General features: G+C 70.0%; 22 protein-coding genes. 20 read left to right on the forward strand and 2 right to left on the reverse strand.

The genetic code is table 11. The features are described 5' to 3' along the window. Positions 1–41 precede the first annotated feature (41 nt). Positions 42–1,337 carry an NAD(P)/FAD-dependent oxidoreductase gene (locus DFR41_RS23885; RefSeq protein ID WP_114804564.1) on the reverse strand — a complete coding sequence of 432 codons (1,296 nt, stop codon included), beginning with the start codon at positions 1,335–1,337 and terminating at the stop codon, positions 42–44. A 58-nt stretch (positions 1,338–1,395) separates the two neighbouring features. Here DFR41_RS23885 and DFR41_RS23890 point away from each other — a divergent pair, with 58 nt between their 5' ends. From DFR41_RS23890 to DFR41_RS23905, 3 genes are all read left to right on the forward strand, one after another. After that, a complete protein-coding gene (locus tag DFR41_RS23890) occupies positions 1,396–2,436 on the forward strand; it encodes a P1 family peptidase (protein WP_114804565.1) in 1,041 nt (346 codons plus the stop codon). Beyond that, positions 2,433–3,812, forward strand: a complete 1,380-nt coding sequence (locus DFR41_RS23895) for a TAXI family TRAP transporter solute-binding subunit (protein ID WP_114804566.1) — start codon at positions 2,433–2,435, stop codon at positions 3,810–3,812. Before DFR41_RS23890 ends, DFR41_RS23895 begins: the two co-directional genes overlap by 4 nt. A gap of 360 nt (positions 3,813–4,172) precedes the next feature. Further along, a complete protein-coding gene (locus DFR41_RS23905; RefSeq protein ID WP_017757829.1) occupies positions 4,173–4,805 on the forward strand; it encodes a response regulator in 633 nt (210 codons plus the stop codon). Positions 4,806–4,826: 21 nt separating this feature from the next. On the opposite strand, the gene DFR41_RS23910 is transcribed toward DFR41_RS23905, so the two are convergent. Further along, positions 4,827–6,062: a TIGR03862 family flavoprotein gene (locus tag DFR41_RS23910; protein ID WP_017757830.1), complete on the reverse strand. Its 1,236-nt coding sequence runs from the start codon at positions 6,060–6,062 to the stop codon at positions 4,827–4,829. A 151-nt stretch (positions 6,063–6,213) separates the two neighbouring features. On the opposite strand from DFR41_RS23910, the gene trxA reads away from it, so the two are divergent. From trxA to DFR41_RS23995, 17 genes are all read left to right on the forward strand, one after another. Beyond that, positions 6,214–6,546, forward strand: coding sequence for a thioredoxin TrxA (gene trxA / locus DFR41_RS23915; RefSeq protein WP_017757831.1), 333 nt, complete (start codon positions 6,214–6,216; stop codon positions 6,544–6,546). A 198-nt stretch (positions 6,547–6,744) separates the two neighbouring features. Further along, complete coding sequence (gene rho, locus DFR41_RS23920; RefSeq protein ID WP_017757832.1) at positions 6,745–8,010, forward strand: transcription termination factor Rho; 1,266 nt, start codon at positions 6,745–6,747, stop codon at positions 8,008–8,010. A gap of 227 nt (positions 8,011–8,237) precedes the next feature. Further along, positions 8,238–9,026 carry a class II aldolase/adducin family protein gene (locus tag DFR41_RS23925; RefSeq protein WP_017757833.1) on the forward strand — a complete coding sequence of 263 codons (789 nt, stop codon included), beginning with the start codon at positions 8,238–8,240 and terminating at the stop codon, positions 9,024–9,026. A gap of 51 nt (positions 9,027–9,077) precedes the next feature. Then, a complete protein-coding gene (locus DFR41_RS23930) occupies positions 9,078–10,643 on the forward strand; it encodes an ABC transporter substrate-binding protein (protein WP_017757834.1) in 1,566 nt (521 codons plus the stop codon). 19 nt (positions 10,644–10,662) lie between these two features. Beyond that, positions 10,663–11,634 carry an ABC transporter permease gene (locus DFR41_RS23935; protein WP_114804567.1) on the forward strand — a complete coding sequence of 324 codons (972 nt, stop codon included), beginning with the start codon at positions 10,663–10,665 and terminating at the stop codon, positions 11,632–11,634. Between the two features lie 22 nt (positions 11,635–11,656). Then, the gene (locus DFR41_RS23940) at positions 11,657–12,502 is read left to right on the forward strand and encodes an ABC transporter permease (RefSeq protein WP_017762286.1); all 846 of its coding nucleotides are present in this window, start codon (positions 11,657–11,659) and stop codon (positions 12,500–12,502) included. Next, positions 12,499–14,154, forward strand: a complete 1,656-nt coding sequence (locus tag DFR41_RS23945; RefSeq protein ID WP_114804568.1) for an ABC transporter ATP-binding protein — start codon at positions 12,499–12,501, stop codon at positions 14,152–14,154. The genes DFR41_RS23940 and DFR41_RS23945 overlap by 4 nt, the downstream gene beginning before the upstream one ends. Beyond that, positions 14,151–15,083: a 2-hydroxyacid dehydrogenase gene (locus DFR41_RS23950; protein ID WP_244917859.1), complete on the forward strand. Its 933-nt coding sequence runs from the start codon at positions 14,151–14,153 to the stop codon at positions 15,081–15,083. Before DFR41_RS23945 ends, DFR41_RS23950 begins: the two co-directional genes overlap by 4 nt. A 13-nt stretch (positions 15,084–15,096) precedes the next feature. Continuing rightward, the gene (locus DFR41_RS23955) at positions 15,097–16,458 is read left to right on the forward strand and encodes an aminotransferase (RefSeq protein WP_114804569.1); all 1,362 of its coding nucleotides are present in this window, start codon (positions 15,097–15,099) and stop codon (positions 16,456–16,458) included. Between the two features lie 14 nt (positions 16,459–16,472). Then, positions 16,473–17,525, forward strand: a complete 1,053-nt coding sequence (locus DFR41_RS23960) for a histone deacetylase family protein (protein ID WP_114804570.1) — start codon at positions 16,473–16,475, stop codon at positions 17,523–17,525. 61 nt (positions 17,526–17,586) lie between these two features. After that, positions 17,587–18,510: a DMT family transporter gene (locus tag DFR41_RS23965; protein WP_017762281.1), complete on the forward strand. Its 924-nt coding sequence runs from the start codon at positions 17,587–17,589 to the stop codon at positions 18,508–18,510. Next, a complete protein-coding gene (locus DFR41_RS23970) occupies positions 18,507–19,196 on the forward strand; it encodes a GntR family transcriptional regulator (RefSeq protein WP_017762280.1) in 690 nt (229 codons plus the stop codon). Before DFR41_RS23965 ends, DFR41_RS23970 begins: the two co-directional genes overlap by 4 nt. Then, entirely contained in the window at positions 19,193–19,927 is a 735-nt protein-coding gene (locus DFR41_RS23975) for an SDR family NAD(P)-dependent oxidoreductase (RefSeq protein ID WP_196933748.1), read from the forward strand. Before DFR41_RS23970 ends, DFR41_RS23975 begins: the two co-directional genes overlap by 4 nt. 28 nt (positions 19,928–19,955) lie before the next feature. Continuing rightward, positions 19,956–20,984 carry a histone deacetylase family protein gene (locus tag DFR41_RS23980; RefSeq protein WP_114804571.1) on the forward strand — a complete coding sequence of 343 codons (1,029 nt, stop codon included), beginning with the start codon at positions 19,956–19,958 and terminating at the stop codon, positions 20,982–20,984. Continuing rightward, a complete protein-coding gene (locus tag DFR41_RS23985) occupies positions 20,981–22,066 on the forward strand; it encodes a phosphotransferase (RefSeq protein ID WP_114804572.1) in 1,086 nt (361 codons plus the stop codon). Before DFR41_RS23980 ends, DFR41_RS23985 begins: the two co-directional genes overlap by 4 nt. Before the next feature lie 21 nt (positions 22,067–22,087). After that, a complete protein-coding gene (locus DFR41_RS23990; RefSeq protein WP_211322652.1) occupies positions 22,088–23,359 on the forward strand; it encodes an aspartate aminotransferase family protein in 1,272 nt (423 codons plus the stop codon). A gap of 14 nt (positions 23,360–23,373) precedes the next feature. Further along, complete coding sequence (locus DFR41_RS23995) at positions 23,374–24,678, forward strand: ArgE/DapE family deacylase (protein WP_114804574.1); 1,305 nt, start codon at positions 23,374–23,376, stop codon at positions 24,676–24,678. Positions 24,679–24,769 lie beyond the last annotated feature (91 nt).

Genomic DNA, 24,769 nt, shown 5'->3' on the forward strand with positions numbered 1-24,769 from the left:
TCGGCCCTGCCGCGGCCGCCCACGCTGCCGCGCCGCAGGGATCAGCCGAAACGCGCCGGGTCGAAGGGCGCGAGGGCCGCCGGACGCTCCGCCCGCCCCAGCAACTCGGCCACCCATTGGCCGGTCCTGGCCGATCCGCCCAGGCCCACATGGCCGTGGCCGAAGGCGAGGACCACATCCGGCGTGGCACGCGCATGGCCGATGCAGGGCAGCCCGTCGGGCAGGCTGGGGCGGTGCCCCAGCCAGTGCCGCACGACAAGCGCCTCGCCCGCCGCGCCGTCGCCCAGGGCCGGGAACATCGAAACGAGATGCCGGCGCAGGATCTCCGCACGGCGCCAGTCCGGCTCGGCCACCAGGCCGGCGATCTCTACCTGGCCCGCTGCACGCAGGCCCGGCACCATGGCATGCACGATCAGCTTGCCATCCGCGGCCATCATGGGCGTACGTGGGCCCACCGGCACCGCGCCTTCCAGCATCACGTGGTAGCCCCGCTCCGACTCGAGCGGCACCGGCGAGCCGGCCGCCCGGGCCAGCGCCGCGGAACGCGCCCCCGCGCTGATGACAGCGGCGTCGCAGGCGATGTCGCCGGCGGTCGTTCTCACTGCCCGCAGGCGGCCGCCTTCGATCTGCAGTCCTGTCGCCAGCGCCTTGACCAGGCGGGCACCCGTAGCCTGCGCATGGCGCGCCAGGGCCGCAACGTAGGCGCCGGGATGCCGACAGTGCCCGGCCTCGGCCACATGGATGCCCAGGGTGTAGCGTCGGTCCAGGTCCGGCTCTTCGGCGGCCAGCCGAGCGGCGTCCCACTCGGTCCACTGCACGCCGGTGCGTGCCCGCACGCGCCAGGCGAGGGACTCGGATTCGAACTCGGCCCGTGAGCGGTACACATGCAGCAGGCCCCGATGCTCGATCAACCCGGGCACGCCGGCGTCGGCCGCCAGCCGTGCGTGGAGCACGGGCGAATCCGCGAGCATCAGCCGCAGCGCATCGGCCGTGCGCTGCACGCGTTCCTCGGTCCAGCCCGAGGCCAGGTAGCGCAGCAGCCAGGGCAAGGCGCGGGGCAGATGGCGCCAGCGCAAGGCCAGCGGACCCAGCGGGTCGAGCAGCCAGGCCGGAACCTTGCGCCAGGCACCCGGCAGCGCGGGCGGGATCACCGAATGCGAGGACAGCCAGCCCGCATTGCCATAACTCGTCGCCTGCTCGCCGCCGGGCTCGCCGGGCTCCAGCAGCGTCACGCGCCAGCCCCGGCGCAGCGCCTCGATGGCGCTCGCACACCCCACCGCCCCGGCACCGATCACCACCACATGGTGCCCCGTGCGCCCTTCGATCGTCGATTGCATCCGCGCATCGTAGAGGGCGGTCTGTCGCCCATGGGGCGCCGCCCATAATCGGCGCCCTATGTCAGCCCCTGCCCTTCCCGACCTGCCCTATTCGGGCGCCATCACCGACGTCGCCGGCATCGAGGTCGGCCACCACACCGACAGCCGTCGCCCCACCGGCAGCACCGTCATCCTGGCGCGCGAGGGCGCCGTGGCGGGCGTGGACGTGCGCGGCGCTGCCCCCGGCACCCGCGAGACGGACCTGCTTTCTCCCGGCAACTTCGTCCAGGAGGTGCACGCCATCCTGCTGGCCGGCGGCAGTGCCTGGGGGCTGGCGGCGGCCGACGGCGTGGTGCGCTGGCTGGAGGAGCGTGGCGTGGGCCTGGACGTGCGCTTCGGCCGCCTGCCCATCGTGCCCGGCGCGGTGCTCTTCGACCTGCCCGTGGGCGACGCCCGCATCCGTCCTGACGCGGCCAGCGGCTACGCGGCCTGCGAGGCCGCCTCCATCGCCGCGCCCGCCGAAGGCAATGTGGGCGCCGGTGCAGGCGCGCTGGTGGGCAAGCTCTTCGGCGCCCAGCATGCGATGAAGGGCGGCATCGGTACCGCCTCGGTCAAGGTGGGCGGCGTGACGGTCGGTGCCCTGATCGCCTGCAATGCGCTGGGCGACGTGCTGGACCCGGAAACCGGCGAACTGCTGGCCGGATCGCGCACGGACGATGGCCGCGCCCTGCGCGACACCCGCCGCAGCCTGCTGCGCGGCGAGCTGCCCAAGCCCTTGCTGGCCGGCACCAACACCACCATCGGCGTGATCGCCACCGACGCCGTGCTGACCAAGGTGCAGGCCCAGCGGCTGGCCGCGGTCGCCCACGACGGCCTGGCCCGCGCCATCAACCCGGTGCACACCATGAGCGACGGCGACACGCTGTTCGCCCTGGCGACCGGCCGCGTGGCGCTGAAGGACGAAGCGCCGGGCATGACGGTGCTCTCGACCCTGGCGGCCGAGGTGGCGGCCCAGGCCACGGTGCGCGCCGTGCTCGCCGCGCGGGCCATCGCCACGGCGGAGCTGTCGATCCCGGCCGCGCGCGACTGGCCGCAGCGCCAGGACGGACACGTGCGATGAAGCGCCTCTCGCACAGCCTGATGCTGGCCCTGCTGGGCCTGCGCGACCTGCTGCTGTCGGCCGGACCGCTGGCGCTGATCGCGGTGGGCGTGCTGGTCGCGGCCTACATCTACCTGGATCCGCAGCCTCCGCGCACGGTGCGGCTGGCGACCGGGCCGCAGGGCAGCGCCTACGCGACATTCGGCGAGCGCTACGCCGCGGCCCTCAAACCCAACGGCATCCAGGTGGAGCTGATTCCAACGGAAGGCTCGCTCGAAAACCTGCGCCTGCTGCGCGAGGGTCGCGCCGACCTGGGCTTCGTGCGCGGCGGCGTGGCCGATCCCGTGGCCGACCCCGAGGCCGGCATCCTGTCGCTGGGTGCCCTGTTCTACGAGCCACTGTGGGTGTTCTACCGGCCCAACGCCGTGCGCCGGCCCGAAACCCTGCGCAGTTCCGGCGCCGAGCGGCGGGAGGGCCTGGCGCAGGCCGAGTTGTCCTCACTGGCCGGACTGCGCCTCCTGCGTCTGGGTACCGACCGCCCCGGCAGCGGCGTTCCGGAGCTGGTGGCACGCATGCTGTCGGCCAACCGGATCGACGCCAAACGCATGCGAATCACCGCCGAGACCCCCGACGACGCGGCCGCCGCCCTCATCGCCGGACGGCTGGACGCCATCGTCCTGGCCTCGGCACCCGAATCACCACGCGTGCAGCAGTTGCTGCGCTCGCCCGGCATTGCCCTCCTGGACCTGGGCCAGGCCGAGGCCTACACCCGCATCTTTCCCTTCCTCACCGCAGTGACGCTGCCACGTGGCGTGGTCGACCTGGCGTCGGATGTCCCGCCGAAGGATGTGTCGCTGGTGGCCACCACCACCTCGCTGCTCACCCGCGAGGACACGCATCCGGCGCTGCGCCAGCTCTTCGCGCAGGCGGCGCAGACCCTCCATGGCCATGCCGGCTGGTTCAACCGGGCGCGGGAATTTCCCAACACCCGGGCGAGCGAGCTGCCCGTCAGCACCGAGGGCGATCGCGCCATCAATGGCACCCCGCCCGTCTGGCAACGCTGGCTGCCCTTCTGGGCCAGCAACCTGCTGGAGCGCATGTGGCTGGTGATCGGCGGCCTGATCGTGCTGCTGCTGCCGCTGTCGCGGGTGGTGCCGCCGCTCTACACCTTCCGCGTGCGGCGGCGGGTGTTCCGCTGGTACGCACGGCTGCGGGACATCGAGGCACGCATGGAGTCCGACCCCGGCGCGCGCGACGTCCTGCTCGACGAGCTGGACGAACTCGACCGCGTGGCCAACAAGGTGACGGTGCCGCTGTCCTATGCCGAGGAGTTGTACGCCTTGCGCCACAACATCGAGCAGGCGCGGCGGCGCCTGCTTGCGCGGCCCAGAGGCTGAGGGCGGTCTGCGTCTTGGGGCTGCCGCCCACGCACGGCGGGCTGCGGGTGGCGGGCGGCGGGCGGCGGGCTGCGCAGACGCTCGGAGGCTCGGAGGCTCGGAGGCTCGGAGGCTCGGAGGCTCGGAGGCTCGCCATGGTGGGCGATGGCGACGCGTGGCGCCGTGGTGGCCGGCGCTCCAACTGGCTGCTCAGCGGCGCCCGACTCACTCTTGCCACATCCGGCGCCTCTGCTTCTGAATATCATCGGCGGTTAACCAAAATTAACATCTAAACGGCATTTCCCGCCGTTCGACCACCGCCATGACCTGCTGCTGCCGGCGCCGCGCGCGCCTGCTGGCGCCCACCTCCCGGGGGCGCTCATGATCCATGTCATCACCTGTGACCCCTTCGGCGTCGTGCGCCGCGGCATCCGCGAATTCCTGGCGGAAGCGGTGGACGTGCGGCTCAGCGGCGAGGCGGCCAGTGCCGAGGAACTCAAGCGGATGCTGCGCACCACCCAGTGCGACGTCCTGCTGTTGGCCCTGGCCCTGCCCGGCCGAAGCGGGTTGGACGTGCTGGCCGATCTGGTGGAGGCCGGCTCGACGGTCAAGGTGCTGGTGTATTCGGGCGAGCCGGAACAGCAGTACGCCGTGCGATGCCTGCGTGCCGGCGCCTACGGCTTCCTGTCGAAGGCGTCCGACCCGCGGCTGCTGGTCACGGCCGTGCGCATGGTGGGCCAGGGTCAGAAGTACCTGAGCCCCGAGGCCACCCAGTTGCTGGCCGACACGGTGGCCCGCCCCGACGCCGAGGCGCCGGCGCACCAGCTGCTGTCCAACCGCGAACTGGAGACGCTGGTGCGCATCGCCTCGGGCAAGACCATGGCGGACATCGCGCGCGAGTTCATGCTCAGCCCGAAGACCGTCAACGTCTACCGCATGCGAGTGCGCGAGAAGCTGCACCTGAACAACGATGCAGCGCTGACGGCCTATGCCATCCGCAACCAGCTGATCTGAGACAGCCGTGGCGCTGCCAGGTCAGGCCTGGCGCCGCAACCAGTCCGAGGCGCCTTCCGCCGCAACAACGCCGCTGGCCATGCAGGCGTTGAGCAGGTAGCCGCCGGTGGGCGCTTCCCAGTCCAGCATCTCGCCGGCGCAGAAGACGCCGGGCAGCCCGCGCAGCATCAGCCCTTCGTCCAGGTCGTCGAAGCGCACGCCGCCGGCGGTGCTGATCGCCTCGTCGACCGGGCGGGGCCGCAGCAGGGTCAGCGGCAAGGCCTTGAGCGTCGCGGCCACGCGTGCGGCGTCCTGCATGGCCGCCTTGTCCAGCACCTCGTGCAGCAGCGCGGAACGCACGGCATCGAGGTTGAGCCGGCTCTTGAGATGACTGCCCATGGAACGGCTGCCGCGCGGATGGGCCACCGCGGCCAGCACGCGCTCGGGCGTCCAGTCGGACAACAGGTCCAGGGTGACCGTCGCCTGGCCGATGGCCGCGATCTCGTCGCGCAGCAGGGCCGAGGCCGCATAGACCAGGCTGCCTTCCACGCCCGTGGACGTCACGACGAACTCGCCCTTGCGGCGGAAGTGGCGGCCATCGCGGTCCCGCACGTCGAGCACCACCGACTTGAGCGGCTGGCCCGCGAAGCGCTCGGCGAAGAAGGATGTCCAGGCCACGTCGAAGCCGCAGTTGGCCGGCCGTAGCGGCGCGGCGGTGACGCCACGCGCGTGCAGCGGACCGACCCACGCCCCGTCCGAGCCCAGCCGCGGCCAACTGGCGCCGCCGCAGGCCAGGATGAGTGCATCCGCACGCACCGTCGTCCCGCCCTGCGGCGTGTCGAAGCGCAGCGCACCGTCGTCCTGCCAGCCCGTCCAGCGATGGCGCATGTGCAGGCGCACGCCGCTCGCGCGGAGGCGATGCAACCAGGCGCGCAGCAGCGGCGCCGCCTTCATCTCGCGCGGGAAGACGCGACCCGAGGTGCCTACGAAGGTCTCGATACCCAGCGCGTGCGTCCAGGCGCGCAGCGCATCGGCATCGAAGCGCCTGAGCAGCGGCTCGACCTGCGCACGACGCTCGCCATAGCGCGAGGCAAAGGCATCGAAGGGTTCGGAGTGGGTGAGGTTAAGGCCGCCGCGGCCGGCGAGCAGGAACTTGCGACCCACGGAGGGCATGGCGTCGTAGAGGTCGACGGTGCAGCCCGCGGCGACGAGGCGCTCGGCCGCCATCAGGCCGGCCGGGCCGCCGCCGATCACGGCCACATTCGAAAGCTTGGTCATCGCGGGCATTGTCGCGTCGGCCAGACTTCGGCTATCGGTGGCATAGCCGCAGGCTGCCGCGCCGCAGGGGGCTTTCTGTCACAATGAAATCGATCTTTCGCCGCTCCCCGCGAGCATCCCTTTCACCGCGAACGTAGCCAAGGCAGACATCATGGCCAGCGAACTCATCAAGCACATCTCCGACTCCTCCTTCGAAGCCGACGTCCTGCAGTCCGACAAGCCCGTGCTGGTCGACTACTGGGCCGAGTGGTGCGGCCCCTGCAAGATGATCGCGCCCATCCTGGACGAGGTCTCCAACACCTACGACGGCAAGCTGCAGATCGCCAAGATGAACGTGGACGAGAACCGCGAGATCCCCGCCAAGTTCGGCATCCGCGGCATCCCCACGCTGATGCTGTTCAAGAACGGCCAGCTCGCCGCCACCAAGGTCGGCGCCATGAGCAAGGCGCAACTCACTGCCTTCATCGACCAGCAGCTCGCCTGATCGCCTCCTGCTCCGAATGAAAAGGCCGACGCATCCTTGCGCCGGCCTTTGTTTTTTCCTGTCATAATTCCTGTCATTCGCCGGCCCCAACACAAGGGCACGGTTCGAGTCCAAGGCTTCCGGGGCATCTCTCTCGCCCTGACGCAAGCCCCCTCCTCTCCCACCGTCACCAAGCATCTCCGCCCGCGGGGCCATTCCATGCACCTGAACGAACTCAAGGCACTGCACGTCTCCGAACTCCTGAAGCAGGCCGAAGCGCTCGAGATCGAAAACGTCGGCCGCATGCGCAAGCAGGAGCTGATGTTCGCCATCATCAAGAAGCGGGCGAAGGCCGGCGAGCAGGTGTTTGCGGACGGCGTGCTGGAGATCCTGCCCGACGGCTTCGGCTTTTTGCGCAGCCCGGACACCAGCTTCACGGCCAGCACCGACGACATCTACATCAGCCCCAGCCAGGTGCGGCGCTTCAACCTGCACACCGGCGACATGATCGAGGGCGAGGTGCGGATTCCCAAGGACGGCGAGCGCTATTTCGCGCTGACCAAGCTGGACAAGGTGAACGACGGCGCGCCCGAGGCGAACAAGCACAAGGTGATGTTCGAGAACCTCACGCCGCTGTTCCCCAAGGAGCAGATGAAGCTGGAGCGCGACAACTTCAAAAGCGAAGAGAACATCACCGGGCGGGTGATCGACATCATCGCGCCCATCGGCAAGGGCCAGCGCGCGCTGCTGGTGGCGCCGCCCAAGAGCGGCAAGACGGTGATGATGCAGCACATCGCGCACGCCATCGCCGCCAACTACCCCGAGATCCACATGATGGTTCTGCTCGTGGACGAGCGGCCCGAAGAAGTGACCGAGATGCAGCGCTCGGTCAAGGCCGAGGTGATCGCCTCCACCTTCGACGAGCCCGCTGCCCGCCACGTGCACGTGGCCGAGATGGTGATCGAGCGCGCCAAGCGCCTGGTCGAGCTCAAGAAGGACGTGGTGATCCTGCTGGACTCCATCACCCGCCTTGCCCGTGCCTACAACAACGTGGTGCCCTCCTCCGGCAAGGTGCTAACCGGCGGCGTGGACGCCAATGCCCTGCAGCGGCCCAAGCGCTTCCTGGGCGCGGCCCGCAACGTGGAAGAAGGCGGCTCGCTCACCATCATCGGCACCGCGCTGGTCGACACCGGCAGCCGCATGGACGAAGTGATCTTCGAAGAGTTCAAGGGCACCGGCAACTGCGAGATTCACCTCGACCGCCGTCTGTACGAAAAGCGTGTGTTCCCCTCGATCCAGCTCAACCGCTCGGGCACCCGCCGCGAAGAACTCCTGCTGGCGCCTGAAGTGCTGCAGAAGACCCGCATCCTGCGCCAGTTCATGTACAACATGGACGAGATCGAGTCCATGGAGATGGTGCTCAAGAGCATGAAGGCCACCAAGACCAACGTCGAGTTCTTCGACATGATGCGCCGCGGCGGCTGAGCCGCCGACCATCCCCCCGTCCTCATGACGCCGCGCCCTTCGCGCGGCGTTTTTCATTGGTGCGTGCGCTTCTTGCAGGTGCGCGGATGCACCAGGCTCGGCGCATCGCGCCCGACCAGACCCGGTTTTTCGTGCCCGTACTGAGGGAAATCAAGGATCTGCAATCTGGCACGCATCATGCGTAATGTCATCTGTCGACAGCTGACAGTAATTGACGGAGCGTTGTGATGCTGATGCAGGACCTGACCCCCAAGACCTTCTCCGATGCCGAGCGCCAGGTGCGCGAGGACCTGGCCGCCGCCTATCGGCTGGTCGCTCACTACGGCATGGAGGACAGCATCTACACGCACATCTCCGCGCGCGTACCGGGCGCCGAGGACCAGTTCCTCATCAACCCGTTCGGCATGCTGTTCCGGGACATCACGGCGTCGTCGCTGGTGAAGATCGACACTGAAGGCCGGATCCTGGAGCCCTCGCCCTACGACGTGAACCCCGCCGGCTTCACGATCCATAGCGCCGTGCACATGGCGCGGCATGACGCCATGTGCGTGCTCCACACGCACACGGTGGCCGGCGTGGCCGTCTCATCGCTCGCCTGCGGGCTGCAGCCCTGCAACCAGTGGGCGCTGCAGTTCCACAACCGCGTCGTCTACCACGACTTCGAGGGCATCGCGCTGGACCACGGCGAGCGCGAGCGCCTGATCGCCGACCTGGGCCCCACCGCCCGCGTGCTGATCCTGCGCAACCACGGCCTGGTGACGCTGGGCCGCACGGTGGCCGAGGCCTTCATCCTGATGCACAACCTGGAGCGTGCCTGCCGCGTGCAACTGGCCATCCAGGCCAGCGGCCAGCCGATCCACCCCGTGTCTGAGGAAGTCTGCGAACTCACCGCCCGCCAGTACGAAAGCGGCGACAGCAACCGCCTGCCCGGCGCCGCCGATCCAGATGCGCGCGAATGGCGTGCCCTGCTCCAACGCCTGGAGCAGCCCACGGCCTCCGCCTCGTTCCGCGACTGATCCCCATCCCCTCTTCAACACCCTCTTGCGCTGACTGAAAGGAAGCCTGACATGCAACGTCGTCGACTCATCCAACTGGGCGCCACCGGCCTGGGCGTCTCCATCGCGGGCGTGCCGCTGCACCTGCTGGCGCAGGAAAAGCGTAGCGGCACCATCAACGTGCTGGTGCAGCCCGAGCCGCCGGGCCTGATGCTGGGCATCGTGCAGAACGGCCCCACGCAGATGATCGCCGGCAACATCTACGAAGGCCTGCTGCGCTACGACGAGAAGCTCGACCCGCAGCCGCTGCTGGCCACCTCGTGGACCGCCAACAAGGAAGGCACGGTCTACACCTTCAAGCTCAAGCCCAACGTGAAGTGGCACGACGGCAAGCCTTTCACCTCGGCCGACGTGGTGTTCTCGGCCGACGTCTTCCTGCGCAAGACACATGCGCGCTTCCGCGCCAGCCTGCAGCAGATCGAGAGCATCAAGGCGCTGGACCCGCTGACGGTGGAGTTCACGCTCAAGCAGCCCTTTGGCCCCTTCATGGGCATCTTCGAGACCGGCACCATGCCGATGATCCCGAAGCACATCTACGACGGCACCGACTTCCTGACCAACCCGGCCAATGCCACGCCCATCGGCACCGGCCCGCTCAAGTTCAAGGAATGGGTCAAGGGCTCCTACATCCAGCTGGTGGCCAACGAGCAGTACCACCAGCCCGGCGTGCCCAAGGTGGAGAACGTGTACTTCCACGTCATTCCCGATGCGGCCTCGCGCGCCGCGGCCTTCGAGTCCGGAAAGATCGACATCGCCCCCGGTGGCTCGGTGGAGTACTTCGACGTGGCCCGCCTGGCCAAGCTGTCGGGCGTGGAGGTCACGACCAAGGGCTGGGAGTTCTTCGCGCCCCATTCCTGGCTGTGGATCAACAACCGCAAGGCGCCGATGGACAAGGTCAAGTTCCGCCAGGCGGTGATGCATGCCATCGACCGCGACGCCATCGCCAAGGTGGCCTGGCAGGGCTACGCCAAGGCGGCGACGGGACCCTTCAACAGCCACATCAAGTTCTACAGCGACGACGTGCCGAAGTACCCGCGCGACATCGCCAAGGCCAAGAAGCTGCTCGAAGAGGCCGGCTACAAGGGCGAGACCCTGCGCCTGCTGCCCCTGCCCTACGGCGAGACCTGGCAGCGCCAGGCCGAGATGGTGCGACAGCACCTGGGCCAGGCCGGCATCAAGATCGAGATGACGCCCACCGATGTGGCCGGCTGGAACCAGCGCCTCAACGAATGGGACTACGACCTCGCCTTCACCTACGTCTACCAGTACGGCGACCCGGCCCTGGGCGTGGCCCGCAACTACACCAGCAGCAACATCGCCAAGGGCTCGCCCTTCAACAACGTCGAGGGCTATTCCAATCCCAAGGTGGACGAGCTCTTCGCCGCCGGCGCGGTCGCGGCCGATCCCGAGAAGCGCAAGGCCATCTACCTCGAAGTGCAGAAGCTGCTGCTGGAGGAAGCGCCGGTGGCCTGGCTGCACGAGATCAACTTCCCCACGCTCTATCGCAGCAAGGTGAAGAACCCGGTGAGTTCCGGCATCGGCCTGAACGACAGCCTGGGCCGCGCCTCCATCGGCTGAGCACGCAGCGCACGCACCCATGAAACGCCTGCAGTTCATGCTCACCCGTGTGGCGCAGGGCCTCGTGGCCCTGGTGCTGATCGCCACCGTCAACTTCATGCTGGTGCGTGCGGCGCCCGGGGACCCGGTGTCGGTGATGGCCGGCGAGGCCGGTGCCTCCGACCAGCAGTTCGTCGACCAGCTGCGCCGCGAGTTCGGGCTGGACCAGCCCCTCGGCACGCAGCTGGCCACCTACCTGGGCCATGTGGTTCGGCTGGACCTGGGCTTCTCGTACCGGCAGCAGCAGCCGGTGGCCAAGCTCATCGCCGACCGGCTACCGGCCACGCTGCTGCTCACCGGCAGCGCCTTCGTGCTGTCGCTGATCTTCGGCGTGGTGCTGGGCGCGCTGGCGGCGCGCAAGCCGGGCTCCTGGCTCGACAGCGCCATCACGGTGGTGGCGCTGGTCTTCTATGCCACGCCGCTGTACTGGCTGGCCATGATGGCCGTGCTGCTCTTCACCGTGCAGATGAACTGGCTGCCGGGCTTCGGCTACATGACGGTGGGCTCGGGCCTCTCGGGCCTTTCCCTGGCCTGGGACATCGCCCAGCACCTGGTGCTGCCCTCGCTCACGCTGGCCCTGTTCTTCATGGCCGTGTACGCCCGCATGACGCGCGCCTCGATGCTCGAAGTCGCGCAGATGGATTTCGTGAAGACCGCCCGCGCCAAGGGCGTGAAGCCCGGCCGCATCCAGCGCGCGCACATCCTGCGCAACGCGCTGCTGCCGGTGGTCACGCTGGCCGGCATCCAGGCCGGCAGCATGATCGGCGGCGCGGTGCTCACCGAGACCGTCTTCGCCTGGCCCGGCATCGGCCGCCTGATGTTCGATGCCCTGCTGCAGCGCGACTACAACCTGCTGCTGGGCTGCTTCCTGGTGACGGCCGCCATGGCCATCCTGTTCAACCTGATCACCGACCTGGTCTACACACTGGTCGATCCGCGCATCCGGCTGTGAAGCCAATGAGGAGCCCACGGCAATGAACAACTCCGGTTTCTGGCGGCGCTTCTGCCGCAACAAGGGCGCGGTCTTCGGCCTGGTGGTGCTGGCCCTGCTGGCACTGATGGTGGCCTTCGGCCCGCTGCTGGCCACCAACGATCCCTGGGACATGGTGCAGTCGCCCTTCCTGCGGCCCGGGCAGGAGGCCGGCTTCCTGATGGGCACCGACACCATGGGCCGCGACATCTTCTCGGGCGTGGTCCGCGGCGCACGCATCTCGCTGCTGATCGGCGTGGTGTCCACCGTGGTGTCGCTGCTGATCGGCGTGGGCCTGGGCGCCGTGGCCGGCTACTTCGGCGGCTGGATCGACGCGGCGCTGATGCGCTTCACCGAGCTGTTCCAGGCCGTGCCGAGCTTCGCGCTGGCCCTGGTGCTGGTGGCGATCTTCCAGCCCTCGGTGGGGTCGATCGTGACGGCCATCGCGCTCGTCTCGTGGCCGCCGGTGGCGCGGCTGGTGCGCGGCGAGTTCCTCACCCTGCGCCAGCGCGACTTCGTGGCGGCGGCGCAGCTGGCGGGCCAGTCCACGCCGCGCATCATCCTCACGCAGATCCTGCCCAACGCCACCTCGCCCATCGTGGTGATGGCCTCGCTGATGATCGCCTCGGCCATCCTGCTGGAAAGCAGCCTGAGCTTCATGGGCCTGGGCGACCCCAACCAGATGAGCTGGGGCTACATGGTCGGCACCGCCCGCACCGTGCTGCGCCAGGCCTGGTGGATGGCGGTGTTTCCGGGCCTGGCCATCGTGCTGACCGTGCTGGCGCTGAACCTGGTGGGCGAAGGCCTGAACGACGGACTCAACACCCGGCTGGGAGGCCGCACCCGATGAACGCCCTGCTCAAGCCACTGCCCGAACCCGAGGCCGAGGACGCCGTGCTGCGCGTCGAGGGCCTGGACATCTGCCTGCCGCCCGGCGGCGACCGCGCGCTGGCCGTGAAGGGCGCCAGCTTCGAGCTGCTGCCCGGCCGCACGCTCTGCGTGGTGGGCGAATCGGGCTCGGGCAAGTCGATGATCGCCAACGCCATCATGGGCCTGCTGCCCAGGCCGCACGTGGCGCCGGTGGCCGGCCGCATCCTCTTCGAGGGCACCGACCTGCTCACGCTGACCGAGGCCCAGATGCGCGAGTTGCGCGGCCGCCGCATCGGCATGGTGTTCCAGGAGCCGATGACCGCGCTCAACCCGGTGATGCGCATCGGCGACCAGCTGGCCGAAGTCTTCGACTCGCACATGACGCTGCCCGCGGCCGAGAAGCGCCGCCGCATCGTGGCCGCGCTGGCCGACGTGGGCCTGCCCGACCCCGAACTGCTGGCCGACAGCTACCCGTTCCGGCTCTCGGGCGGCCAGCGCCAGCGCGTGATGATCGCCTGCGCCCTGCTGCTGGAGCCGCGCCTGCTGATCGCCGACGAGCCGACCACGGCGCTGGACGTGACCACGCAGGCACAGATCCTCACGCTGATGCGCGAGCTGCAGCAGCGCAAGGGCACGGCCCTGCTCTTCATCACGCACGACTTCGGCGTGGTCTCCGAGATCGCCGACCACGTGGTCGTGATGCAGACCGGCGTGGCCGTCGAAGCCGGCCCGGCGCACGAGGTGCTGATGCACCCGAAGCACGACTACACCCGCAAGCTCATCGCCGCCATCCCGCAGGGCCGCCTGCGCGAGCCGGCCGCCGACACGCAGGAGGACTACGTGCTGCAGGTGCAGGACCTGCGCAAGACCTATGTGAGCGGCGGCGGATTCTTCAGCAAGGGCCGGCGCGTGGAAGCTGCCAAGGGCATCGGCTTCCAGCTGCGCCGTGGCGAGACGCTGGGGCTGGTGGGCGAATCGGGCTCGGGCAAATCGACCGTGGGCCGCTGCATCGTGGGGCTGGAGCCCTTCGACAGCGGACGCATCCTGTTCAAGGGCAAGAGCCTGCTCTCCGGCGCGGCCATGCGCCGTCAGACTCAGGGCAAGGTGCAGATGGTCTTCCAGGACCCGTATGCCTCGCTCAACCCGCGGCACCGCATAGGGCCCACGCTGGCGGCCGGTCCCATCGCCCAGGGCGTGCCCAAGGCCGAAGCCATGGCCCGCGCGCTGGCGCTGCTGCGCCTGGTGGGCCTGGGCCCCGAGGCGGCCGAGCGCTATCCGCACGAGTTCAGCGGCGGCCAGCGCCAGCGCATCGGCATCGCCCGTGCGCTCGCCATGGAGCCCGAACTGCTCGTGGCCGACGAGCCCGTCTCCGCGCTCGACGTGTCGGTGCAGGCGCAGGTGCTTCAGCTCTTCGCCGAGGTGCGCGAGCGCTTCAAGCTGGCGATGGTCTTCATCACCCACGACCTGCGCGTGGCCGGCGAGATGTGCGACCACATCGCCGTCATGCAGCGCGGCGCCGTCGTCGAATACGGTCCGGCCGCGCAGGTGCTGACCGACCCGCAGCATCCCTACACCCGCATGCTGATCGAGGCGGTGCCCCGCCTCACGGCTGAAAAGGAAACCTCGCGTTGACCACCCTCGCCTTCCTGAGCGCCAACCTGGACCTCGGCTACCTGCTGCCGGCATTCCGTGAGGAATTCCCCGATGCCGATCTGCGCACCATGGCCGAGCTGGGCCCGCTGGACGCCATCGATGCCGCCGTCTGCTGGTGCCCGCCCGCCGGCCTGATGGCGCGCATGCCCAATCTCGCACTCATCCAGTCCGTGGGCGCCGGCATCGACCACCTCACGGCCGATGCCGAACTGCCGCCTGTGCCGGTGTGCCGCATCGTCGACACCGACATGGCCTCGGGCATGGCCGCCTATGTGACCTGGGCCGTGATCCATGGACAGCGCCACATGGGCCGCTACCTGGCCAGCGCCGCCGCCGGCCGCTGGGAAGAAGCGCCCATCCAGCCGCCCCGCGCGCACCGCGTCGGCATTGCCGGCCTGGGCACGCTGGGCCTGGTCTGCGCCCGCGCGCTGATGGCGCTGGGCTACAGCGTGCGTGGCTGGAGCCGCAGTCCGCGCGAGGTGCCGCAGGGCCTGGACTGCTTCCACGGACAGACGCAGCAGGCCGAGTTCCTGGCCGGCTGCGACACGCTGGTGTGCCTGCTGCCGCTCACCGACGAGACCACGGGCATCCTGAACCGCGATCTCTTCGCGCAGCTGCCGCGCGGCGCGCACCTGATCAACGTGGGCCGTGGCGCCCACCTGGTGGAGGCCGACCTGATCCCGGCGCTGGACGCCGGCCATCTGGGCGCCGCCACGCTGGACGCCTTCGTGCAGGAGCCATTGCCGCCGGAGCACCCCTTCTGGCGCGACCCGCGCATCCTGGTCACGCCCCACATCGCCACCCGCACCCAGCCGGCCGTCATCGCCCGGCAGACCCGCATGAACCTGGAGCGCATCCGCGCCGGCCGCGCCGCCGAGGTGGCGGTGGACCTTCAACGCGGCTACTGAAAAGAGACCGACCATGAACGCACGCACCCCCAACGCCGCCGCCGACGTCGCGGCCCATCTGCATTCGTACACCAACCTCGCCACCCACGGCCAGGTGGAGCCGCTGCTCATCACCCGCGGCGACGGCATCCATGTGGAGGACGAATCCGGCCGACGCTACATCGAAGGCATGTCGGGACTGTGGTGTGCCTCGCTGGGCTTCAGCCACCCGCGGCTGGTGCAGGCCGGCATCGACGCACTGAAGACGCTGCCCTACTACCACACCTTCAACCACCGCAGCAATCCGGCCGCCGCGCAGCTGGCCGAACGGCTGCTCGCCCTGGCGCCGGTGCCGATGGCGCGCGTGTTCTTCGCCAACTCGGGCTCCGAGGCGAACGACTCGGCGGTGAAGATGATCTGGTACTACTTCAACGCCATCGGCAAGCCGGCCAAGAAGAAGATCATCGCCCGAGACCGTGCCTACCACGGTGTGACGGTGGCCTCGGCCAGCCTGGGCGGCCTGGCGGCCAACCATTCGGACTTCGACCTGCCCATCGCCCGCATCCTGCGCACCGGCAGCCCGCACCACTACCGCGATGCATTGCCTGGCGAATCGGCCGAGGATTTCGCCACCCGCCGCGCCAATGAGCTGGAGCAATTGATCCTGAACGAAGGCCCCGACACCGTGGCCGCCTTCTTCGCCGAGCCGGTGATGGGTGCGGGCGGTGTGATCGTGCCGCCGCCCACCTACTTCGAGAAGATCCACGCCGTGCTGCGCAAGTACGACGTGCTGCTGGTGGCCGACGAGGTGATCTGCGGCTTCGGCCGCACGGGCGAGATGTTCGGCTCCACCACCTTCGGCATGCGGCCGGACATCCTCACCTGCGCCAAGTCGTTGTCGTCGGCCTATGTGCCGATCTCGGCCGTGATGGTGTCGCAGCAGATCCACGAGGCCATGGCCGCCAACAGCGGCCGCATCGGCACCTTCGGCCATGGCTACACCTACTCGGGCCATCCCGTGGCCGCGGCCGTGGCGCTGGAGACGCTCAAGGTCTACGAAGACGAAGGCATCCTGGCCCGCACCCGCGAGCTCGCGCCGCGCTTCGCCGAAGGCCTGGCCGTGCAGGCCGAGCGCCGCATCGTCGGCAACATGCGCGCCGTGGGCCTGATCGGCGCGCTGGAGCTGATGGCCGACGGCCCCGCACGCACGCCCTTCGACCCGGCTCTGAAGGCTGGCTACCAGGTGGCGCAGTACGCGCTGGAAGAAGGCCTGATCGTGCGCGCCATGGGCGACACAGTGGCCCTATGCCCGCCGCTCATCATCACGCCGGCCGAGATGGACGAGATGTTCGCCCGCCTGGGCCGCGCGCTCGACCGTTTCGAGAAGACGCTCTGAGCAGGACGACGACGATGCAGGCCTTCTTCTGCCCCGACCAGCTGCTGCACCAGCCGCAGCAGTACATGCGCATCGGCCGCATCCACAAGCCGGCCGACCTTCCCGCCCGCGCCGAGGCGCTGCAGGCCACGCTGCTGGCGCACGGCATCCCCGCGCATTCGCCGCCCGAGGCCGGCCGTGCGCCGCTGGAGGCCGTGCATGCGCCGCACTACCTGGACTACCTGTCCGCCGCCTACGAAGGCTGGCAGAAGCTCGGCCGCCCGGGCCTGGAGCCGGGCATCGAGGTGCTGCCCAACCTGTCGCCCTACTACGGCGTGGCGCCCGGCGAGCGGCGCCCACCCTGCCCCAGCCCCGCGCTGCTGGCGCAGACCGGCTACTACGTGGGCGACCTTGCCTCGCCGCTGGGGCCGCACAGCTGGCGCTCCATCCTGCGCTCGGCCCACACCGCGCATGCGGCGGCGATGGCCGTGGCCGGCGGCGAGCGGCTGGCCTATGCGCTGTGCCGGCCCTCCGGCCACCATGCGCACCACGACCGCGCCAGTGGCTTCTGCTACGTCAACAACAGCGCCGTGGCGGCCGAGGCCCTGCGCGAGCACTTCGGCAAGGTGGCCGTGCTGGACGTGGACGCGCACCACGGCGACGGCACGCAGAACATCTTCTATGCCAGCGCCGATGTGCTGACCGTCTCGACGCATGCCGATCCCGCTGGCTACTTCCCGTTCTACACCGGCTATGCGCACGAGCGCGGCGCCGGTGCGGGCGAAGGCTTCAACCTCAACCTCCCGCTGGCCCACGGCAGCGGCAATGCCGAGTTCATTGCTGCGCTGGACGAGGCCGTGGCGGCCATCGAGCGCTTCGCACCCGAGGCACTGGTGCTGCCCATGGGCTTCGACACCTACCGCGACGACCCGATCAGCGTGCTGCGCCTGGACTTCGACGCCTACCGCGCCGTGGGCGAGCGCCTGCGCGCGCTGGCCCTGCCGACGGTGATCGTGCAGGAAGGCGGCTACATGGTCGAAGCGCTGGGCCCCGGGCTGGCCGCGCTGCTGGCGGGGCTGCGGCCGTGAGCGACATCCGGACCGAGCGCTGCCCCGCGCGCCCATCTCACGAGGCACCGAAGGCCGGCCGATGAGCGCGTTGCCCGCATCCGCATCCGGGCTGCCGCGCTGGCGCAGCGGTGCTGGCGCGGGTGTCCTGCTCTTCCTGGGCGCGCTGCTGCTCTTCGCCTTCTACGACGCCTTCGCCAAGCAGATGGTCGCCACGCATTCGCCGGTGGTCATGAACCTGTCGCGCTACGTGTGCATCAGCACCATGGGCCTGGGGTTGCTGCTGCACCATGGCCAGTGGCGCTTCTGGCGCCAGCCGCACCAGGGCCTGCTGCTGGCGCGCAGCGGCATGCTGGCGCTGGTGGCCACCTGCTTCATGACCGCGCTGGTGACCATGCCGCTGGCCGAGGCGACCGCCATCTACTTCACGGCGCCGCTGCTGATGGTGGCGCTGGCGCCCGCCCTGCTGGGCGAGACGGTGCGCCGCGCCCAGTGGCTGGCGGTGGCGGGCGGCTTTGCCGGCATGCTGCTGATCGTGCGGCCAGGGCATGACCTGCCGCTGGCCGGCACGCTGCTGATGGCCGTGGCCGCCACCGGCTATGCGCTGTTCCAGGTGTTCACCCGCCGGCTGTCCGGGCTGGTGCCGGCACCGGTGCAGTTCGCGCACATGGCCTTCGTCTGCCTGGCCGTCACGCTGGTGCTGGCGGCCCTGGCACCGGGCGTCGAGATCCCGCCCTGGCCCGAGGCGCTGGTCCTGCTGGCCGGCGGGCTGGTCAGCGGCAGCGCGCAGCTGCTCTTGCTGGCGGCCTTCAGGCGCACGCAGGCCTCGACGTTGGCGCCGCTCAACTACGTGCAGTTGCTGCTCGCGGTGCTCATCAGCGCCTTCTGGTTCCAGCGTCCGCCGGACGGCCTGGCAATGGCGGGCATGGCATGCATCGCGGTGGCCGGCGTGTATCTGGCACGATCAGCCGCAACGCCACGACAACGACATCCGGAGACCGCGTGAACGCAGCCCTGCCCACATCCGCCCCCGCCTTCGCCTCTATCCAGGCGCCCGACCTGGTCGGGCTGATCCAGGCCGAGTTGCAACGGGCCATCCTCGAAGGCCGCATCGGCCCGGGCGACCGCGTGGTCGAAGCCGAGCTGGCCCGCCAGATGGGCGTGAGCCGCGCCCCGGTCCGCGAGGCCGCGCGGCGGCTGGAGAGCCTGGGCCTGCTGGTTTCGCGCCCGCGCCATGGCTTCGCGGTACGCACCGTCAGCGCCAAGCAGATCGACGACCTGTACGCGGTACGCACCACACTGGAGGTGATGGGCGCCGCCCTGGCCTGCCGCCATGCGAGCGATGCCCAACTGGCCGCCATGGCCGCCCGGGTGGACGACATGGTGACGCGCGCAGCGACGCTGAGCCAGACCGAACGCGTGGCACTGGACCTGGACTTCCATGCCGCGCTCTGCGCCCTGTCGGGCAACGACTACCTGCAGCAGCTCTTCGCCAACATGGTCAACGAGGTGCGCATGTTCCTCGCGCTGACCGAGGACAGCTACGGCGATCCAGCCTCCCTGGCCCAGACCCACGGGCCCATCGCCGAGGCATTGCGCCGCCGCGACGCTCCCGCCGTGGAGCAGGCCCTGCGCTTCCACCTCGAAGACGCGCGGGAGCATGTCTCGCGGCTGCGACTGGCCACGCGATGAGTGACTCCGCCCTGGCTCTTTCGGCTCCCACGCCTGCCGGCGCTCGGGTGGCCATGGTCAGCGGCGGCGCACGGGGCATCGGCCTGGCGATCGTGCGCGAATTGGCGGCAGCAGGCTGGCAGGTCAGCGTCGGCGCGCGCAGCGCGGCCGAGCCGCCATCCGGCGCATTCCTGCCCGGCGTGCTCTGGCAACCCTATGACGCCACCGATCCGGCCAGCGAGGTGCGCTGGGTCCAGGCCACGCTGGCGCGTTTCGGCCGCATCGACGCGCTGGTGCACAACGCGGGCATCCTCAGCAACCACTCGGTGCTGCAGGCCACGGGCGAGGAGTTCGATCGCGTCTTCGAGGTCAACGTGAAGTCGCCGATGCGGCTGACGCAACAGGCCTGGCCTGCACTGTCGAGCACCGAGGGCAAGGTGGTGGTCATGTCCTCGCTGGCCGCCAAGCGGGTGCGCGCACCCGAGGGCACGCTCTACGGCATGAGCAAGGCGGCCGTCCTGTCGCTGGCCCATGCGCTGCGTCATTGCGGGGCCGAGGCCCGCGTGCGCTGCACCGCCATCTGCCCCGGCTTCACGGACACCGACATGGCCACCCATGTGCCCGCCGAGCAACGGGCCCGGCTCACCCGGCCCGAGGACCTGGCCCGCATCGTCCGGCTGGTGCTGGAGCTGCCCGCCAGCGCAAGCGTGGCCGAGATTCCTGTCAGCTGGTGCGTCGAGCCCAGCTACTGAAGCGAGAAGAAAGAGGCGACACCTGCCCATGAAAGTCATCTACAGCGACCACCACGTCGGCCACGATCCGCAGCAGTTCATCGTGCGCGGCAAGTTCAAGCGCAGCAATGAGCAGCCCGAGCGCGCCCACCTGCTGTTGCAGGCCGCGCGCGAGCAGGGCCATGACGTCGTCACGCCCGAAGACCATGGTCCCGGCCCACGTGCGGCCATCCACACGCCCCAGTACCTGCGATTCCTGGAGACGGCCTGGGCCCGCTGGCAGCAGCTGGACGATCCTTCCTTCGAGGTGATCCCCAACGTGCACCCCTTTCCGGGGCAGCCCTTCACCTATCCCGACAGCCTGGTCGGCCAGGCGGGCTACCACCTGGGCGACATGGCCTGCTCGGTGGGGCAGCACACCTGGGAAGCGGCCGTGTGGTCCGCACACACGGCCACGCATGCGGCCCAACTGGTGCTGGACGGCGAGCGCGCCGCGTATGCGCTGTGCCGCCCGCCCGGCCACCATGCCTATGCCGACCGGGCCAACGGCTTCACCTATCTCAACAACGCCGCCATCGCCGCGCAGCAGCTGCGCCAGCGCTTCGACCGCGTGGCCATCGTCGACGTGGATGTGCACCACGGCAACGGCACGCAGGGCATCTTCTGGCGGCGGCGCGACGTGCTCACCGTCTCGCTGCATGGTGACCCGCATTTCTGCACACCCTTCTTCACCGGCCATGCGCACGAGCATGGCGAAGGCGACGGACTGGGCTTCAACCTGAATGTGCCGCTGGCCCGCGGGACCGACACCGAGGGCTATCTGGTCGCCCTGCGCGGAGCCCTGGAGGCCGTTCGCGCCTATGCGCCGGGCGCCGTCGTGGTGGCGCTGGGCCTGGACGCCCACGAGCACGATCCCTACCGCGCACTGGCCGTGAGCACCGAGGGTTTCGGCCGCATCACGGCTGAAATCGCGCGGCTGGGACTGCCCACGGTGCTGGTGCAGGAAGGCGGCTACCTGTCGCCGGACCTTGGCCCCAACCTGCGCAGCGCGCTGGGCGGCTTCGAGGCGGCGGCATGAGTCTGCAAGCAAGCGATCCGTCGGGGGACGAGCCCGAAGCGTTCGAGCGGCTGCCGGAAGCCGCCGTCTTGTGCGCAGCTCCGGCGCCCGTCGACGTGGCCGAAGCCGCAGGTTTGCTCAAGCAGCACTACGGGCTCGCCGGCACGCTGACGGCGCTCGGCGGCGAGCGCGATGCCAACTTCCTGCTGCAACCTGGCGGCGGGGCACCCTGCATGCTGAAGGTGTCGCACCCGGTCGAAAGCGCGGTCGTCGCCGACTTCCAGACGCAGGCCCTGCTGCACCTTGCGGCAACCGCGCCGGACCTGCCGGTGCAACGCGTTCTGCCTGCGCTCAGCGGCGAGTTCGCCGTGGTGGAGACGGTGATCGGCAACACCCCGCGCGTCGTCCGTCTCTTCAGCTATCTGGACGGCCTGCCCCTTCCCAAGGCACCACCCACGGCCGGCCGTGCCGCGCACATGGGCACGCTGCTCGCCCGGCTGGATGCCGCCCTCGCGGGCCTGACCCATGCTGCGGGCGGACTGCCGCTGCCCTGGGACCTCCAGCGGGGTCTCGGCACACGCAGCCTGCTCGCGCATGTGGACGATCCGGCGAGGCGCGCGCTTGCGCAGGCGGCGCTGGACCACTTTGGCAGCGACGCGCTGCCGGTGCTCCGCACGCTGCCGCGCCAGCCCATCCACAACGACTTCAATCCTTCCAATCTGCTCGTCGACCCGCGGGCGCCCGAACGGCTGGTCGGCATCCTCGATTTCGGGGACATGGTCGTGGCGCCGCGCGTCGTGGATCTGGCGGTCGCCGCCTCATACCAGCTCGACGCGCAGGCGCCGGCCGAGAGCATCGCGGCCTTCGCCGGTGCGTACCACGCCGTCACGCCGCTTTCGACGCAAGAGCGGACGCTGCTGCCGATCCTGGTCGCCACGCGCCTGGCCATGGTGGTCGCCATCAGCGGCTGGCGGGCGGCGCGGGAGCCGGCCAATGCGGCGTACCTGCTGCGCAACAACGGCGCCTCCTGGGCGCGGCTCACGGCGTTGGCCGACCTGCCTGCCGGGGCGCTCGACGATGCGCTGCGCCACGCCTGTCCCTGACCTGCCCCACGCATCCAGTCCATGCCCACCTCCACCGACCTGATCGAACGCCGCGCCCGCCTGCTCGGGCCCAGCTACCGCCTGTTCTACGAAGAGCCGCTGCACCCGGTGCGTGGCGAAGGCGTGTGGCTGTACGACGCGGAAGGCCGCCGCTACCTGGACGCCTACAACAACGTGGTCTGCGTCGGCCATGCGCATCCGCAGGTGGTGGAGGCCATCGCGCGGCAGGCCGCCACGCTCAACACCCACACACGCTACCTGCACGAAGGCGTGCTGGACTATGCCGAGCGCCTGCTGGCGACCATGCCAGCCGAACTCGGCCACGCCGTGTTCACCTGCACCGGCAGCGAAGCCAACGACCTGGCGCTGCGCATCGCCCGCACGCACACCGGCGGCCAGGGCGTGATCATCACGAACTTCGCCTACCACGGTGTCACCGCCAGCCTGGCAGAGGCCTCGCCCTCGCTGGGCCGCTATGTGCAACTGGGCGATGCGGTGCGCACCGTGCCGGCGCCGAACGGCGACGACCTCGATGCCGAGACATTGGGCCGCCAGTTCGCAGACGGCGTGCGCCGCGCGATCGCCGACCTGCAGGCGGCCGGCATCCGACCTGCGGCGCTGCTGGTGGACACGGTCTTCTCCAGCGACGGCATCTTCACCGGCCCGCGCGGCTTTCTCCAGGAAGCCGTGGCCGCGATCCGCGAGACCGGCGGCGTATTCATCGCCGACGAGGTGCAGCCCGGCTTCGGACGTACCGGCGAGGCCTTCTGGGGCTTCGCCCGCCACGGCGTGGTCCCGGACATCGTGACCATGGGCAAGCCCATGGGCAATGGCCATCCGGTCGCCGGCCTGGCCGTGCGGCCCGAGGTGATGGCGGCTTTCGGCCGGCAGTGCCGCTACTTCAACACCTTCGGCGGCAATCCGGTCTCGATGGCAGCGGCAAGCGCCGTCCTCGATGTGCTCGAGCATGGCGCGCTGCAGGCCAATGCGCAGGCGGTCGGCGCCCACCTGATGGCCGACCTGCGACAACTCGGCGAAAAACATGCGCTGATCGGCCAGGTACGCGGCGCGGGCCTGTTCATCGGGGTCGAACTGGTCACGGACCGCGCCCGCCGAACGCCGGCCACGGCCGAGGCGGCGCGGGTGGTCAACGGCCTGCGGCAGGCCGGCGTGCTTCTCAGCGCCACGGGTGAGGCCGCCCACATCCTCAAGCTGCGACCGCCCCTCGTCTTCGAGCGCGCCCATGCCGACCTGCTGGTGCAGACGCTGGACGACGTGCTGGCCCGCCTCTGAATCAGGAACCGCCCATGGCTGCCACCCCCACCCCCGACCAGTTGCGCGACGCGGCCCAGGCCCTCACGCCCTGGATGATCGACACGCTCAGCGCCTTCGTCGCCGCGCCCAGCCCCTCCGGCGCCGAGCAACCCGCCGCCGACTTCCTCGAAGGCCTGATGCAGGACATGGGGCTGGACTGCGAGCGCATCGTGCTCGACAGCCGGCAGATCGAAGGCCTGGCCCTGTTCTCCTGCCCGTGCGATCCCGACGGCGGCCGGCACAACCTGCTCGCCCGCCATCTGCCGCCGGCGGGCACGAAGGGCCGGTCGGTGCTCTTCAATGGCCACCTGGACGTGGTGCCGACGGGCCCGGAATCGCTGTGGACCGCGGGCCCCTACGTGCCGCGCGTGGAAGACGGCTGGCTGTACGGGCGCGGCGCCGGCGATATGAAAGGCGGCATCGTCTGCGCGCTGGCCGCGCTCCAGCTGCTGCGTACGCTGGGATTCGCCCCGGCCGGCACCGTCGGCTTCAATGCCGTGCTGGACGAGGAGAACACCGGCAACGGCACACTCGCGACCCTGCATGCGCTGCAGACCGCGCGGGCGAAGGCGAAGCTGACCGACTTCGACGCCGTCATCATTCCCGAACCTTTCGGCGAGACGCTGATGAGCGCCCAGGTCGGTGTGAGCTGGCTGTTCGTCACCCTGACCGGCCGACCGGCCCATGTCGCCTACATGGGCCAGGGGCTGAATCCCATCGAGGCCGCCATGGCCATCATGGCCGACCTGAAGGAACTCGAAGCCGAGTGGAACCTGCCCGAGAACCGGCACCCGGCCTTCTCCGACGTGGCGCACCCGGTCAACTTCAACCTCGGGCGGATCGAGGGTGGGGAGTGGAACTCGTCGGTGCCCTGCACCTGTACGCTGGGCCTGCGCATCGGCTACTACCCCGGTATGGACCCGGCCGATGTCGAGGCCCAGGTCGGCGCGCGCATCCGCGCCAAGGCCCGCGCGCTCAACCCGGCGCTGGTGGTCGAGATCGACGCCCGTGGCCACCGCTCGCCCGGCTGCGTCTACGACCTGGAGGCGCCGGCCATGCGTACGCTGGCCACCGCCCACGCGAAGATCACCGGCCAGCCGCCGGCCCGCCTGGCCTGCACCGCCACCACCGACGGGCGGCATTTCCGGCTGGCGACGGACCTCCCCGTGACCAACTACGGGCCGACGGCCCGCAACATCCACGGCATCGACGAGGCGGTGTCGCTCGAAAGCATGCAGCGCGTGACGGCCGCCATGGCGCAGTTCATCGTCGACTGGTGCGGCGTGGTGGCGGCCTGAACGGGCGGATGCGCGCTGCACTGGCGCTCACGGCACCGGCGCGCTAGAATGGAGGGCTTTTCGCGGCAAGTGCTTGCACGATGGTTGTGCA

The sequence above is a fragment of the Pseudacidovorax intermedius genome (genome assembly GCF_003350475.1).
GTDB lineage: Bacteria > Pseudomonadota > Gammaproteobacteria > Burkholderiales > Burkholderiaceae_C > Xenophilus > Xenophilus intermedius.